General features: G+C 35.8%; 13 protein-coding genes. 1 reads left to right on the top strand and 12 read right to left on the bottom strand.

Annotated elements, in window-relative coordinates; all coding sequences use genetic code 11:
- Window positions 1-346: 346 nt before the first annotated feature.
- From GJ691_RS14835 to GJ691_RS14800, 8 genes are read right to left on the bottom strand one after another with little or no spacing between them, the layout of a single operon-like run.
- On the bottom strand, window positions 347-1,177 hold the full coding sequence (locus GJ691_RS14835) for a DUF4138 domain-containing protein (RefSeq protein ID WP_154368241.1): 831 nt from the start codon (window positions 1,175-1,177) through the stop codon (window positions 347-349).
- The gene (traM, locus tag GJ691_RS14830) at window positions 1,174-2,112 is read right to left on the bottom strand and encodes a conjugative transposon protein TraM (RefSeq protein ID WP_154368239.1); all 939 of its coding nucleotides are present in this window, start codon (window positions 2,110-2,112) and stop codon (window positions 1,174-1,176) included. The genes GJ691_RS14835 and traM overlap by 4 nt, the downstream gene beginning before the upstream one ends.
- Before the next feature lie 23 nt (window positions 2,113-2,135).
- On the bottom strand, window positions 2,136-2,753 hold the full coding sequence (locus tag GJ691_RS14825; protein WP_154368611.1) for a conjugal transfer protein TraK: 618 nt from the start codon (window positions 2,751-2,753) through the stop codon (window positions 2,136-2,138).
- Between the two features lie 40 nt (window positions 2,754-2,793).
- A complete protein-coding gene (locus tag GJ691_RS14820) occupies window positions 2,794-3,627 on the bottom strand; it encodes a hypothetical protein (RefSeq protein WP_154368237.1) in 834 nt (277 codons plus the stop codon).
- 5 nt (window positions 3,628-3,632) lie between these two features.
- A complete protein-coding gene (locus tag GJ691_RS14815) occupies window positions 3,633-4,214 on the bottom strand; it encodes a TrbJ/VirB5 family protein (protein WP_154368235.1) in 582 nt (193 codons plus the stop codon).
- Window positions 4,215-4,255: 41 nt separating this feature from the next.
- Entirely contained in the window at window positions 4,256-6,652 is a 2,397-nt protein-coding gene (locus tag GJ691_RS14810) for a TraG family conjugative transposon ATPase (RefSeq protein WP_154368233.1), read from the bottom strand.
- Window positions 6,639-6,923, bottom strand: coding sequence for a hypothetical protein (locus GJ691_RS14805; RefSeq protein WP_154368231.1), 285 nt, complete (start codon window positions 6,921-6,923; stop codon window positions 6,639-6,641). The genes GJ691_RS14810 and GJ691_RS14805 overlap by 14 nt, the downstream gene beginning before the upstream one ends.
- 5 nt (window positions 6,924-6,928) lie before the next feature.
- On the bottom strand, window positions 6,929-7,216 hold the full coding sequence (locus tag GJ691_RS14800) for a hypothetical protein (RefSeq protein WP_154368229.1): 288 nt from the start codon (window positions 7,214-7,216) through the stop codon (window positions 6,929-6,931).
- Window positions 7,217-7,466: 250 nt separating this feature from the next.
- Between GJ691_RS14800 and GJ691_RS14795 the strand changes: the two genes are divergently transcribed.
- Window positions 7,467-8,048, top strand: a complete 582-nt coding sequence (locus GJ691_RS14795) for an N-acetylmuramoyl-L-alanine amidase family protein (RefSeq protein WP_246200198.1) — start codon at window positions 7,467-7,469, stop codon at window positions 8,046-8,048.
- Between the two features lie 116 nt (window positions 8,049-8,164).
- Here GJ691_RS14795 and GJ691_RS14790 read toward each other — a convergent pair whose 3' ends face one another.
- The 4 genes from GJ691_RS14790 to GJ691_RS14775 all read right to left on the bottom strand — a co-directional run bounded on the left by GJ691_RS14790 (window position 8,165) and on the right by GJ691_RS14775 (window position 14,470).
- Window positions 8,165-9,388 carry an ApeA N-terminal domain 1-containing protein gene (locus tag GJ691_RS14790; RefSeq protein ID WP_154368227.1) on the bottom strand — a complete coding sequence of 408 codons (1,224 nt, stop codon included), beginning with the start codon at window positions 9,386-9,388 and terminating at the stop codon, window positions 8,165-8,167.
- 38 nt (window positions 9,389-9,426) lie between these two features.
- Window positions 9,427-13,008 (bottom strand): nSTAND3 domain-containing NTPase, encoded by a 3,582-nt coding sequence (locus tag GJ691_RS14785; protein ID WP_154368225.1) that lies wholly within the window; start codon window positions 13,006-13,008, stop codon window positions 9,427-9,429.
- A 96-nt stretch (window positions 13,009-13,104) separates the two neighbouring features.
- The gene (locus GJ691_RS14780) at window positions 13,105-13,767 is read right to left on the bottom strand and encodes a P-loop NTPase family protein (RefSeq protein ID WP_154368223.1); all 663 of its coding nucleotides are present in this window, start codon (window positions 13,765-13,767) and stop codon (window positions 13,105-13,107) included.
- Window positions 13,751-14,470, bottom strand: a complete 720-nt coding sequence (locus tag GJ691_RS14775; RefSeq protein ID WP_154368222.1) for a hypothetical protein — start codon at window positions 14,468-14,470, stop codon at window positions 13,751-13,753. The genes GJ691_RS14780 and GJ691_RS14775 overlap by 17 nt, the downstream gene beginning before the upstream one ends.
- Between the last annotated feature and the right edge of the window lies 1 nt (window position 14,471).

The following is a 14,471-nucleotide window of genomic DNA, read 5'->3' as shown; positions in this document are numbered from 1 at the left end:
ATTTTGGAGGGGTATTCAGCAATTTTATAAAAGAAGAGGTTAATCTTAAGCGTTACGGGTTTGGTGTCATAAGAAGCAATGAATTTTACCTAGGCAATCTCGCTATCCGGTTTTTTATTTAAAACCTTGAAATCGGATTCCTTTGAATTTCCATCCGACACAAAATTCTGTGTGTTCATCATTCTGTCAAAACCTTGGGGTGTTTTATGGTATTTTTAAGATGTTGTAATTTTTTGTACAACAAGTTTTGGCAACTATTTATGCAGTTTCAATAAAGGAAGGTTCTTTCGGTTCCGTTCAGGTGAAAAAACAATGGAAATAAGAAGTGATTTTTTTCATAATATTATTAATTTGGGTTATTGATATACCTACGTGATATATTTAGTTTTAAATTTCGTTCGCCATCCTTCTCGTTTAATTCCAAAATTACCCTATGGTCCTTAGACAATGAAAATTTGGGCATCACATAAACGAATCGCATCATCTTTCCCTTTGCGATTTTGGACGGTAGCTTGTGTATGTATATGGGTTTTTGATACAAAGTTTGTAAAGACTTCTTTTTTCCTTTTTGTCGAGTCTCGATTGAAAGATTCAAGAAACTCAAATCATAATCCAACGTAGAATTATTCTCAAGCTGGATAACGAAGTAGAGTTCTTCTCTATCAAAAACAATATTCTCCACACTCAGAACAATGTCTTCGTTTTGCTTCATAATTCTACCAATACGTTGCTTTCCGTCAAGAAGATATGCGCAGTATTTTTGATAGTAATAGGTGCTGATACCAATATCCTTTTCAGAAGTTTTAACCAGAACCGAATCAGTTTCAATTGGTTTTTCATTCCCAATATTACTATAAATCGGGATAAAATAATTCAGTTTTGATATCCGCTCCTTATATTTTAAAATATAGGAGAAAACCGAACCATCTTTATTGATGACCAGTAAATTACTTTCCTTTCCTGGCTTTGCCTGTAATAACCCAAAATATTGTTCTTTTTCACGGTTGTATGTGAATACAAAATTAGAGGCTCCTGTGATGCCCTGTCGAATAGGTTCTGGAAAAAATAGCGCTACGTTCTTGGTGTCGTTGGCATAAATGGTATCAAGGACTATGTTTGTTTGCGCTTTAGTAAAAGTAGAAATAGACACAATCAATATTAGGATTATTGTTCTCATAATTTTGGTTTTAGAATAAGTTCATAATTGTTCAGTACGGTTACTTTTACTCTTCGGTTAGAACGCCGAAGTACTTGTGTAAGTCCACCCACTTGTGGGACACTAGGAATATTGAAATCGCTGATGACATCATCCAGCACTTCTCTCGTGGCTTCTGCCTGGAAACTATTCTCGACATAAAATCCTTCCTTACCGTCTTGGTAATCGTAAGCCTTCAGTTTTACTGCTTGATGATTTATATGCTCAATGTCTATGATTGTGCGATTGGGCTTAAAGCTGATAAAGCCATAGATAAGTGTGTTTTTGGGTATTCGTTTTCCATATATGGTAGCATCGTTTGTTAATCGCATCTGTAAGCGATAATTAGCTTTCACGGTCTGCGTTCCATCTACGCGCACATAGATGGATTCATCAGTGTTTTTTGCATTCAAAGCTTCATTTGCTATGGGATGGGAAGCAAAAAAGAGTTGATGCTCCAAGGACAGTTCCTTGGAAGTGATTCCCGATTCCTTATCATCAATTTTTACGGTGTCTTTTGCCATTCCCTTTATGGATTGGGTAGTATTGTCTTTTGGGTTGATATTTTCATACGATTTACTTGAATATCGAATTTGACCATGCTGGTAGATGCTGTCGACCACCCTCATCTTTTCCTTGTCCAATAATTGGGCATCATAAACCCCTGTGGAGTCCAACAGTCGTTCATCATAGATACTTGGGGCATTGGTATGCTTAACCTCTTTAAGGTCATTAAGGGCATCTAATTTAGAGTCGTATTCCTTTAGGTTATCCTCCAGTTCCGGTACGGGAATCTGGTTATTGTCTGTAGTAGGTTCCTTATCCTCTCCCCATACCAGCATTGCATAGCCTACTAGAAAAAGTAGAATACAGGCCAGTACCATGGAAAAAACTAATTTGTTCTTTTCTATTTTCATACTGTTGTTTTTTTTGTTGCCCATTATGGGCTTTCATCATTTAATTTCTTTAAGGTGTTTTCAAAAAAATCGGTAATCAACAATCCATGGGTATTCTTTGGAAAGTTTCTATCGACGTGAATCAACTTTCCCGTAGTAGTTAATTCATAAGTGTCGGTAACTGTACCCCGATTGATTTCAAAAATGGTTTTCGTTTCAAATCCGTAGGGTTCATTTTGTATATCTACTTTTGATTCTATAAGCAGTACTTTCTGGACCAGGGAATATTGCAGTAAGCGGTTATAAACTCCATCAGCTTTTTTCTGTCGGTACAAAGCATCTACGGAACTATTACCCAACCATAGGGCCTTTTCCAAATTCTTTTCATAATTGCTGGCATCAATGTTATAGAAATACGTGTGGAAAAGTTCTAGATTGGCTAATGCCTCAACTTTTAAATTTTCTTGTTGGGACACTAATTTCAAGGGAATTACACTACCGTCTGAATTGACTACAAAGGCATTGTTGGCTGTTTCTTTATATAGTATTATGACCATTAGTACGGAAACGATACATGTAAGGACAGCTCCGATAACGACCGTCAATACGATAAAGCGATTTTGTTTTAAGATGATGTAAATATTTTTATAGGGTGTTTTCATATTCATGTAGCGATATTGTTACTTAATGAGCCTTGGGCATTCAGCCTGTAAAGAGTTTAAAAGTGAATGAAATTGCCCGTTTGTACAGTTTGAATTTCAACAGCACGATAAATCCGATGGATCCCAATTGTAAAAGTGGAGCGAATAAACCGCCCCCCCAATCCGTACCAAAAAGGTCGCTCCAAAAATTGGTGTTGATTTCGGTATAGAGATTGTTCACGAATACATTGACCAGAAAAAAAGCAGGTACCAACATATAGACCCCTGCATAGAGTTTGAAAAATGTATAGGCCAATGATCTGAATTTTTCAAAGACGGCCAAGCTGATGACCAACGGAAAAAAGGCCTGCATAACGCCCAAAAGGAAAAAGCGTTCCGCTAGAAACAAGGGGTAGATAAACAAATCCAATAACCACAGGATGACCCCAATGATAAAGGAGAGTATCTTCAGGCCATACAAAGGGGTAACGAGGGCCTCATAGAGCATCGCTATCGCTTTTTTTGTTGCTTCTAGAGCACCTACATCCTGTTCGATGTCGATATCCATCATCTGCAAGGGGAGGAGTGCGGGTGCCGTGTCTCGGTATTGACCCTCGATGGCCACGAGCAAGGCATCGAAAACACCCAAAACCTGTGTGGAGAAAATAACCAATAGTACGATTGCAAAGTTCTTGGCAAGCTCCGATGGTGTAAGCCCCCAAGTATAGCCCTCGTTATTGGCAACACCCTCATTATATTTTTTTAGGATATTGATCAAAAAGAACAATACTGCCAGCGTTTTCATGCCGGCAATGGTGTACTGCGAGAAATCACTGTTTTTTATCGTTTGAAAAACGGTGTCCACATATTCCAGTCCTATACCCAAAAGAATCATGTCTATTAGTAATTGGTTTCTCTATTATTGATTGTGTGCTGCATCTCTCGAAATGCAATTATCTCTCGATAGCGTCTGGTCTTTGCCTCGATTTCCGCTACCATTTCCTTGGATTGCAATTCCTTTTTTTTAAGGACTTCGGCACGCTCCGCATCGGTCATCTTCAAATTATCACTGGACAATATTTGGTCGATATATTCCATACCCTCTATAGAGTTTTGAAGGATGGCATCGAAAGAATCCGATATACGGGTAACTTCATCAGGTTTTATAAAAGGGGAATTCAAGATTTGCCTTAAATCATTTTGAACAACTTCGTATAGCCGTTGGTTGTTCTTGGTGAGTTCCCTTATCGCTTTCAATTGTTTGATGACATTGTTTACCTTGTCAATGTTCTCTTTTTGTTGTTTTAGAAAATCTACAGTCTTTAAAAGTTGCGAGGTCTGTTTTGCAGTTTCAATAAGGGATTTGGTCATACTGATAAAATTGGTATTATCATATACAGGCATCCCTTGGGCCATAGCGTGGCCATTCATTACCATGGCAAATAATACGGATAACATTGTTTTTTTAATGATGTGTTTCATTTTTTTGATGTTTGGTTGTTAATATTAAATGCCGTCTAGAACTACTTGATAAATTCCTTGATGGCCTCTTCCATGGAGCCCGTCTTTTTATAAAGCGTCATTATGGCGTCGTTTTCTTTTCCGTCCGTTAGGTAGGCCGCATATACTTCGGGCGGTACCTCCAATCTAAAAATGTTACTTTCTTTACCTATCTTAATGAACATTTCGGTGTATTTCCGTGTTCCGGTCAGATTGTTCTTAATGGATTTTAATTGATTCAGATCGTGGCTGGAAAGATTCAAGCGTTTCACGATTTCGTCATATCCTTTTTCGTTGTTTAGGCTGTATATGACCTGTGTGTTTTCAAGAATGCTTGCCGAAGTCGAATTGTTTGGTAACTGATTGATGGATTGCAGAATGATGCCGATGGTACCGTTTTGTTTCCGGATGGCCTGATAATAAAATTCCACACTCTCCAGTACATTGTCGAACTTCAGTTGCTTGGCAAACTCGTCGAAGAGGATAATGCCCTTCTCGGCCCTATTCTTCCAAATAGTCCGTTGAATGGCCGTTTTTATAAGCTTCAACATCACGGAAAGGATTTCCTTGTTATCCTTTACTTCATCGAGTTCAAAGATGATAAGTCGCTTGTCCTCGATTTTATAGGTCTGGTCTTCGCTAACGTCAAAAAGAAAGCTATATAGACCATCGCCAACATACTCGGACATGATGTGCAGGAAGTTGGTGATGTTGAAGTAATCGGGATGGATTTTAAGGGTTTTGAGAAGTATTTCCTTATGTTCTTCTATGAAATAGTAAAAACTACTGAGCGAATGACCAATTGCGGATTGTTTGTAATAGTAGCGTAGGATTTTTTTGATGGAAACCGATTGTGCCTTGGTTACGTCCAGGTCCGAACCGAAGAGCTCTAAAAGGAAAACCGATAAGTCTTCGAACCGTTCTGGCGTTAGGTCATTTTTATCACTGATAAAGAACGGATTGATACCTAAATTCTGGCCGCTTTCATATCGGAGTACGGTGTATTTTTCAGGATAAAGTTTGGCGAACTTGGTGTAGGATCCCCCAAGGTCGATAATGACCAGACGTACACCACTCTCGAAATATTGACGTAGGACGTTGTTGGCCAAAAAGGACTTTCCTTCGCCCGTAGGTGCAAAAATAGCAAAGTTCCTAGCCTTGATACGTTTCTTTTGCTCATCCCAAACATCTTTTAAAACCGGTATATTGTATAGCCTATCGTTAAAGATAATGCCTGTTTCGTCTGATTTATAGTTGGTATTATTGATAAGCAGGCATAGGGCATGTTTCAAGTCTGTGACATATAAATCCTCGTTGGAAAAATGAGAGGAGAAGGCACAAAAGCTGTTTAAAAAATAATTTAACCGTTCTTGCCCCCTAGGGTAGTAAGGAATGATATCCAGATCTTTGAACTCCGCCTTGATTTGGGAAGTAATGCCCTCTAATTTTTTAGGTTCTTTATGCCAATAGATGATATTGAGCTGACCGCGTATGACCCGCGAGTTATCATCAGCATTGATATTATCAAGAATGTGCTGGATTTTCCCTAGTATTACTTTGTTTTGGGAACCGAAGTTGGAGCTCTTTTTAAGTTCCTCAATTTTATTGTCTAGCAGTTTACGCCATTTCTGTTTGTCATCCAGATATAGAATTTGGTTGACGATATGGTTTTCGTTCAAGCTCAGACCGAGTCCGTCGATAAATCCCTGATGGAAAACAAAATCGTCGGAAGTAAAACTTTCATTCGTTTTACTGCTGAGTACATTTTTGCCAAAACATGATTCACTATTGACGGCCAGAATATCAAAATGGTTTTCACCGATATTGATTTGACCTTTATCTAGCAGAATGTCGGTATCAAAACCATCATTGAAACCATTGAAATATACATGCGTAAGCCTAAGTATTTCATTGGATAGGAGAGGGGTAAGTTGAATTTTTCGGCTATTGTTTATAAAAGAAACAGAATCGTTTATAGCGCCAAGGAATCGGTTTAGGTTATCATCCAGTCCCTTCGGGAAGGAATTAGGAACTTTCTTAAACGGATTGACATATTTAGGATTGTTTAGTGCTTTATTCTTGGTCAGGATAAAGAACAGGTGACATTGATGTTCTACATATGCCCTCCCTTTGAAATATTCGGAGGTTGCTTTTGCCAAGAAAGTACAGGAGGGAAGTTGTTTAGAGGTATATGATTTTTTTAGATAGATATCCTGTTTGTGAATGACGGTACCGACAGGTAGTGATTTAATGGCCTGAAACCAGATACCATGAAGATCCTCAAAATCCTTTTCTGAAAGGGAATAGATTTCGGGCAAGTTCACTTTGTAGCAAAGCACCACATTGCCATTGTTGGCAAAGAATATGTTTTTTCGAATGTCTGCAATAGGATGGTTCGATGCTAGATTAATCTTCCTCATAGTCGAATAGCGTTGCTTTTTTGTTGGTGATAATTTTGGGAAAGGGATGTGTAAGCTGGATCGGTTGTGGATTTTTGGCCAATCGGATAAGTACGATATACAGACAGCAGTTCAATATAAAGGCACCTAGTATGATGCCCAGGCCAAATGAAAAGATAATGACCAGCAGAGAGGCTACTATGGATACCATCATGAGGGCGAACAATGATATCGGTAACCCAAAAATCATTGCCCGCTTTCTAATGTTCTTATAAACTTCGAATTTTTTCATAATGATTATACTACAATGCCTATGAGATAGGTAAAGATGCCAACGACCGCTCCGGCAATAAGTACAAAGACCAATACACGGGTTATTCCTTTTTTAAGGTCTGCATTTTCGCCAAAGAAATGTCCTGCGTTAAAGAGGAAACCGATCAGGAAGATAACCCCGAGTATGATCGGGAAAATGGTTCTTATGGTGTCAGAAACATCGTTAACGGAATCTTCAATACCTCCAATTTGAGCAAATAACGGAGATGAAACCAGTAAAAGAAAAGTGGCTAAATAGATTGATTTTTTCATAACGGAAAAGTTTAAAATTTTGATTCATTTTCGTTATTCGAAATTTACATATATTTGCTTATAAATAATTGATAATCAATTATTTGTGAATAAAATATTATTTGATTCTGTTTGAATTCCGTTGCTATTATTTGATGTCAAATGCTATGGAATTTTGCAACGAAGTTGTTGATAACCCAAAAATTGAGAATGAAAAAAGTGCTCAAAAACGTCAGTTTTGTGATTTTGCTTCTGAAAATGTGCATCATTTTTGGACACGAAACAGCAGCTCAAAAAAAAAATCTTGATCGATGTGGGACACGGTGGAAAAGATTCCGGTGCCATCGGCATAAATGGCGTTCAAGAAAAGGAAGTGGTATTGGATATTGCTTTGGAAATTTTAAGGCTTAACGAAAAGTCAAATACACCAATGGATATTTACTTGACCCGTTATAGCGACACGCTTATTTCATTATCGGATAGGACTAAACTGTCCAAGGCACTGAATGTTGATTTGTTTATCTCATTACATTGTAACCATTCGGATAATCCAAAGGCCAGAGGGATTGAGGTATATGTTGGCAAAAACGAATCTGAAAATTCAAAGGAGTCTGTTTGGTTTGCCTATCAATTGCAGAACCAGTTTAAAAAGCAATTAGGTTTTGAAAGTAGGGGTGTGAAGTTTGCTGATTTTCAGGTGCTTCGGGAAACAATCAATGATATGCCTTCGGTACTGTTGGAATTGGGGTTTTTGAGTAATAATGATGAGGCTAATTATTTTTTAAAATCTAAAAATATCAGAGTAATGGCCTTGGCCAATTTAAAGGGATTGTATAACTGTTTATCCATTTAATTATGAGAGAATTATTTATTGTGGTAGTGAAAAACATAAGGGAGATTATTTTGACATTAGCTTGTTTAAATAGGTGATGTTTTTAATATAATTGCGCTCCTAAGTTATTGGTGGTTTTAGCTAAGTGGATTTGTCCCTAATATTGTATTAGTTCTTTTCAAATCAACAAAAACACTATTGCCATGCTGGATATACTTATCTAATAATTCTTGTTCGACTTTCAATTCGGATAGCATTAAGTAGGCAATAACAAAATCAAATAGAAAACTGACATAAAGTAAATCGAATTCTGAAAAAACATCTCTATTACCTGTATTACTATGAACATGATAGTCGCGTGAACGAACAACTTTACTTGGAAACTTTTTCCATTCTTCTTCACTAATTTTACCAATTAGTTTAAAAACATCCTTATATCTAAGAATTTGTTTGTTCAAATTTCTCTTAGAATCTTCTGAAAATAATTTACAGAACGCCTCATAAGTTGCAATACTATTTGTAAACCTTTTGTTATGACTTGGTTGATTACCTATAAAGTTTTCCATCAACTTATCAAGACAAAAGCGAAAGTCTTTATTTGAATAGACTGCATTCAATATTTTAGGTAAACTCGTTCTTGTTTTTTCATATTCGGTATGGACAAAAACACTTTTCGATTTCGACAGTTTCTTATCATTATAGTATAGCTCTTTCCATTCACCACATCCCATACATTTAAAACTAAACTTGCTGAATTTTGAAGAACGACCAAAAACCAATTGAAGTGTTTTTTGGAATTGATCGTACAGCTCTATTGCATATAAAACCGATACGGGTTCTTCAAGTTCAAATTTTATTAAACCACGGTTAGATATTATTAATTTAGTTCGTTCTGATGAGTGATACTGAAGGTAATGCTCAATACTAATTTTAAGGCGTACAGCGCTTATGTCATAAGAATCGCTAAACTCTTTTTTAATCAGTTTATTATTCAAGTTATCATACCAAGTCATATAATTCACCCATTGAACTATTGCTTCATTAACAACAAAAAACTCCTTGAATTTCAGATTAACAGCATCAATTACATGAGAACCACTTGTGAAAGTATATTTCGGGCTATAAATTCTAGACTCTGTAATACCAAAGCCCCAATGCTTTATTCTACAATCGATAAAGGTTAAATAACCCAAACCTGTAAAAGTACCTAGAATTTGAGGCTCTTTATAAACTTTTTCAAGAGAGTGAAGATTAGTTTCTAGAATAAGGTCATCGTCTATAAATGACATTATGCAAAACTGCTTTTGCTCAGGATTATCCGCGAGCCATACTTCACCGTAATATTTTAGGTCTTTCTTCAAATTACTCTGGTAGATGTATTTTCAAAATTGATTGTGAATCATTCCTGAACGAAGTATTTAAAATTATTAAGCCTATCTCTTTTAGTTGATTTATGAAATTTCTCCTGTTTTCCTTTTATTTTATTTGGTATTTTTTGAAGCTTCTTTATTTGTACTTCATCAATGGACTTGGCAACTTTTAAACTCGTAATTATGTTGAATGCCCTTTGTAGTTTTATATCTTCTAGATTACTAAGCCTAATAATTTCGCCAACATATATTTCATTTTCCTCTTTCGTAAGATTTTCCTTTTCTAAGCTAAGCAAAAGATTGAGAATTTGCCATTGAATAGGCATTTCAGGAAAAAGATGTTCTTCAATAAATCTCTCTGAATTAAGAACTCTAAATACGTCCCTTTCACTCGTAAAATAAGAAAGTGCTTCAAAATTTTCCGCTAACTTGGATGATAGTAATTTTATATTATTATTTTCCATATGGTACTTTATAATTATTTCAAACAAAAAGGAAGTTTCATAAATACAAAATGAAGATGAGCCAACCTTCTTTAATACAATATTCAAAATAGAATTTTTATCATTGGAATTGGTATATATCTCTTTCCATGCTTTTTTATAAAAATTTAGTTCATCTTTAGGTACACTATTGATAAAATGAACTATAAATAAACTTATACATCTCTCATATGTTATGGGCAAATTGTTTCTGGCGATATAGTAAATTAAATCTCTTACCCATTTACTTGAGCCTGGTAAACCACTTTCCTGTAATGCGCTATCGTTGCCTATATGAACTGTTATAGTATCTATCAAAAGTGACTCGTCAATATTTTTAATCAACCATTCTAGGTTGTTTTGCATAAACTTACTATTGTCAAAAATTGCTTCCTGAATCAATTCTGGTGGCAAAAACCGGTTATTTAAAACTATCGCTTTTAACCATCTTGAATCCTCTCTATCACTTTTTAAGACATTATAAACAATCTGTTTTTCATAATCTAATAGGTTGTTCCATTGACCAAACGTCCAAACAATGTTATGCCCAACAAAATAAGTTGGCAGCTTAGCGTCAAAGAAATTTTTAATCAAACTTTTTCGTAAATCACGTTCGTCCGAGGTCGATTCTATCAAAAAATCAATCAAGTGCATCTCAAAGTTGTCTATAAGCCTTGATTTTGCAATCTCCTTCAGCCTTTTTAACATCTCTTTGGCTATGCCAACTCCTTGATAAGGGTAGATTATATTTTTTGCTTCCTGCATCATTCCAGAAAAACGAGGAGTATGAGCAAACCTAACATCAGGGGGGAAGACCTTTAAAAACTGAATGAAGAATTTTGCCCAAACTTTCCATAGCCATTTCCTTTTATTATCAGTTATTTTCTTCCATTTTATACTATCAGTGGCGTAGTCGGTAGCAAAATTTGACATTAAAATACTTGCTCGGATACAAAAAATTTCATCGTTCTTGAAAAAGTAATAAAACCTTTCTGTTAATTCCTTATTCAAATATTTACTGTTATTTGGAATGCCTTGAAAAAAACCTTGAAGACCGTGAAAAAGTACACTTGGATGTTCGTCTGTTAAGAGTTTATCTTTTAGAAATGAATCATTGAGTTTTTGTACATTTAAAAAGTACAAATAGGAACACAAATTTCTCACAAAAACCTCATTGCTTTTCGAGGCATATTCCAATAGATTTATATCAACATCAGCTGTGGCATTCTTAATGGCTAATAACCCTTTCCAAACGGCCTCGGTTGTTAAAAACTTATCATTAGACAAGTTCGTCGTTAGTTTTAAAAATTCTTGTTTATTCAAACCAAACAATCTATCCAAGAAATCCGCTTGATTCCATCTCACTGGTTCTTCTTCAAGAAACATTATACCATATTCCTCGGATTTAGATTGTAGTTTAAAAATGATATCTGATTTATAATCATTTACTAGATGACTTTTATAAATTTTGGTCAGAAAGAGTGCGCACTGGTCTGCCACTTTTGGATAAAAACTTCGGTCACTTACGTTGTATGCAATAGTGACAAGGTCTTTCTGTATTTTTTCCTCAAAGGTGTTAAGTAGATATTCTAAATTCTTAGAACAGTTAAATGCAATATCTGAATTTGTACAAGATAAGGTATTACATATCTGAGGTATTAACTTTTGCTTTTTTGCTACAGTGATTTTTCTTAATAGAGTTTTACTTATTTCTAGGTAGTGCGGATGCGAATAAGTAAATATATCATTAGTGAATTTAATGTATCCCCGCTGTTCAAGAAAGTCTAGGTCATCTTGAATTTCAGAGATGTTGTTGTAATTTTCTTCATATGTTGGAAGTTTGAACTCTTTCCGGTCTTGACCTCCAAAGCTCTTGGACGTAAACCTGGAGGATTGAATTTCTAATGATAAATACTCTAAAGAATCTTGTGATATGTAATCAAGGTCCTCATAGCTGAGTCCATCTTTTGTATTTGAACCGAATCCAAGTATTGCGAGTGTCTTCCAAAGAGAGCCTCCTTTTTGAATGATGTCATTGCATATATCGTCAATATCAACCTGAGCTAATTGGTAGAGTTCTTCATCTGTTAATATCTTAGAAGTCAGTTTTTCAAGTTTGGCAATATGGCATAGTTGGCCTGCCTGAATTGTTTTTCCACTTTCTATGATGCGTAGTACTTTGTCAATATTTTCCTTACGAATCGATAAGTCCTTTGTTTGCTTTTTCCAAAGTGTTTTAAGGAATACTACCTCGTTCGTAGTTAAATCATGCCATTTATTATTGTTAATTTTGCAGTCATCCAAATTGGGTTCATTGAAAATAGAATGGATAATTTCCTTTCTAGAAGTAATTATAAGCAAATTGTTTTTAGGAATATTGTTAAATAAATCCCTAATAAGTCTAAGCTCTGAACGGTTTTCATTTTCAATTGTATGTCCGAAAGGGTCCTCTAAAATGCAAACTCTATTGGTGCCAATCGATTCTAAAAAAGTAGAAGCTTCCCTAGTGTTCAATACTCTTTTGTACAAATAATCCTTGGTAAAGAAATAATCCGCAATTTGTTTTGCAATTTCAGACTTACCACAAAACGAAACCCCAGTTAACAAGAGAACTTTTTTTTCGTATAAAATTTTTATTAATTCAGATTCAATGCCTCTTTCTATATAACGTTCAGATCCTTGTGGCTTGTAGGGGCCATCTAGACTATCAATTTTATGATAATACTTTTTTGTTTCAACAATAAACCTAGTTATAAATTCTTCGTCAAAAATAAAATCACTTTCTATTTTGCCTGAAGTATGATTCTTTTTCCAATCTTGAAGAATTTCCTTTTGATATTTCGATTCATTTATTTTATTATCAATAATCTGATGATGCTCATCACATAGTAATATCAAATTATTAAATGATCTCCTCTCGTCATTAGTCATATCGTCATTAAATCTTGGTCCTTTTTTATTAGCAGCTTCAATATGACAAATCTTCCCAATAACCGTAATGCCGTCTTCGGCAATTAAGTGACCGTTACATCCCGGTTTAGAACATTGATTTTTAGATAAAGCGAATAACCGTTTAATATCAGATACTTTATAGTCTCTTGGGCCTATGTTGGAAGAAGTAAAATTCAATAATCGAAAGTAATTTAAAATGTTAATTTGGCATTCAATTTAGATATTTAAGTTGAATTCGACTAAATAAATCTCGTTAATTATCAATCAATTCCATTACTTTCTTTTCTCCCCAGCCCTTTTATCAAAAGCAACCAAATTAAAGAGTTCCCGCATCCGGCTACGGACACGGTTTCCATAACGTTCTTCCAATTCTTCGGCATTAAGGTTGGTGGTGGCGTGGGTTTTAATTTTATGTTTGGTCTGCTGGTAAAGTTCATAGCGGGATAACAGCACTTCACCCATTACGTTCAAATCCTTCCCATAAAACCGTCCAGGGGGTTCAATGCCTAAATCATCAAAACAGAGAAATTTGGTGTTGCCATATTCTTCAATGGTTTTAAAACCAAGATGGTTAAAACTGAAGGTCACGTTTCTGCAAGGTATTACCTCATATGGGCGTTGTAGCGGCACTATGTGTCGCAATAGTTTCATCAAACTGGTCTTGCCGCAGCCTACGGGACCGGATAGCAGAATCCCCTTATCGATATCAATGCCATAAGTCTTGCAATTCTCCTCATCCTTGATGAAATATGAGCAGAGCTTGAGCAGAATATCCTTATCCTCGTCATAAATCCTGAATTTTTCCCCAAAAAGTAGTTTTCCCTTGGCATTCAAATAAATCAAGATTTTCGGGAAATCGTATAGCACACTTTTACCATCAAACTCCCCAAGCGAATATTCCACGCCACCTTCGGTTATTTTAGAGGGGTTGTCCATAATCCTTGTTTTTAGCGGTTCGCAAGTTGTCCTTCATTTGGGATGCTTGTTTTTTATCTGGTTTGTTTTCTTGGTCAAACGACTCGGTTCTATCCATCCAGTTGATGGCCAATGCCTGCCAATCACGGATTGCTTTTCCGTCACTCGTTTTCCAATTGCTAGCTTCGTAATGGTCGAAGAATTTTTTTGCTTCATCAGCATCAAATCCTTTTTTATTGAAAAAAATAATAACAGCCTGCCTGCCCTTTGGCTGTTTAGTATTGTTTACTTGTTTGGTATTGTTTATAGTAGATACCAATGCTTGTCCATTAGTGGGACGGTGTTGGTAGACTACTGGTTCACGAATGGGATGGTACTGTTCCGCAAGTTGTTCCAATATGGGACTGTACTGTCCCGTAACCAGTTCATCACTTGTCCCGATAATGGACATCTTAATCTTACTGCCTTTATAGGGATTATTGGAGGGAAAATAAGATAAGTATTGCCAATTATCCAATTCGACAATACATCTATGGTAGGTAGATTTTGAACCAATTTTGGCCACACGCATCAGTTCCCTACGGTTTACGTAGAATTCATCTAGAAAACGGCAGCTGTTCCATTCTTGGAACAGTGCCATATACAAGCTGATGTGGGTAGGGTTTAAACGATCATCAAAATAAAATTTTTCAAAAGCTGTATTCAGTAGCTTTATATAGTTCATA

The organism is Maribacter luteus (assembly GCF_009674825.1).
Classification (GTDB): domain Bacteria; phylum Bacteroidota; class Bacteroidia; order Flavobacteriales; family Flavobacteriaceae; genus Maribacter_A; species Maribacter_A luteus.
The sequence above is the reverse complement of the archived record's forward strand: the minus strand, read 5'-3'. Positions and strand labels throughout refer to the sequence as shown.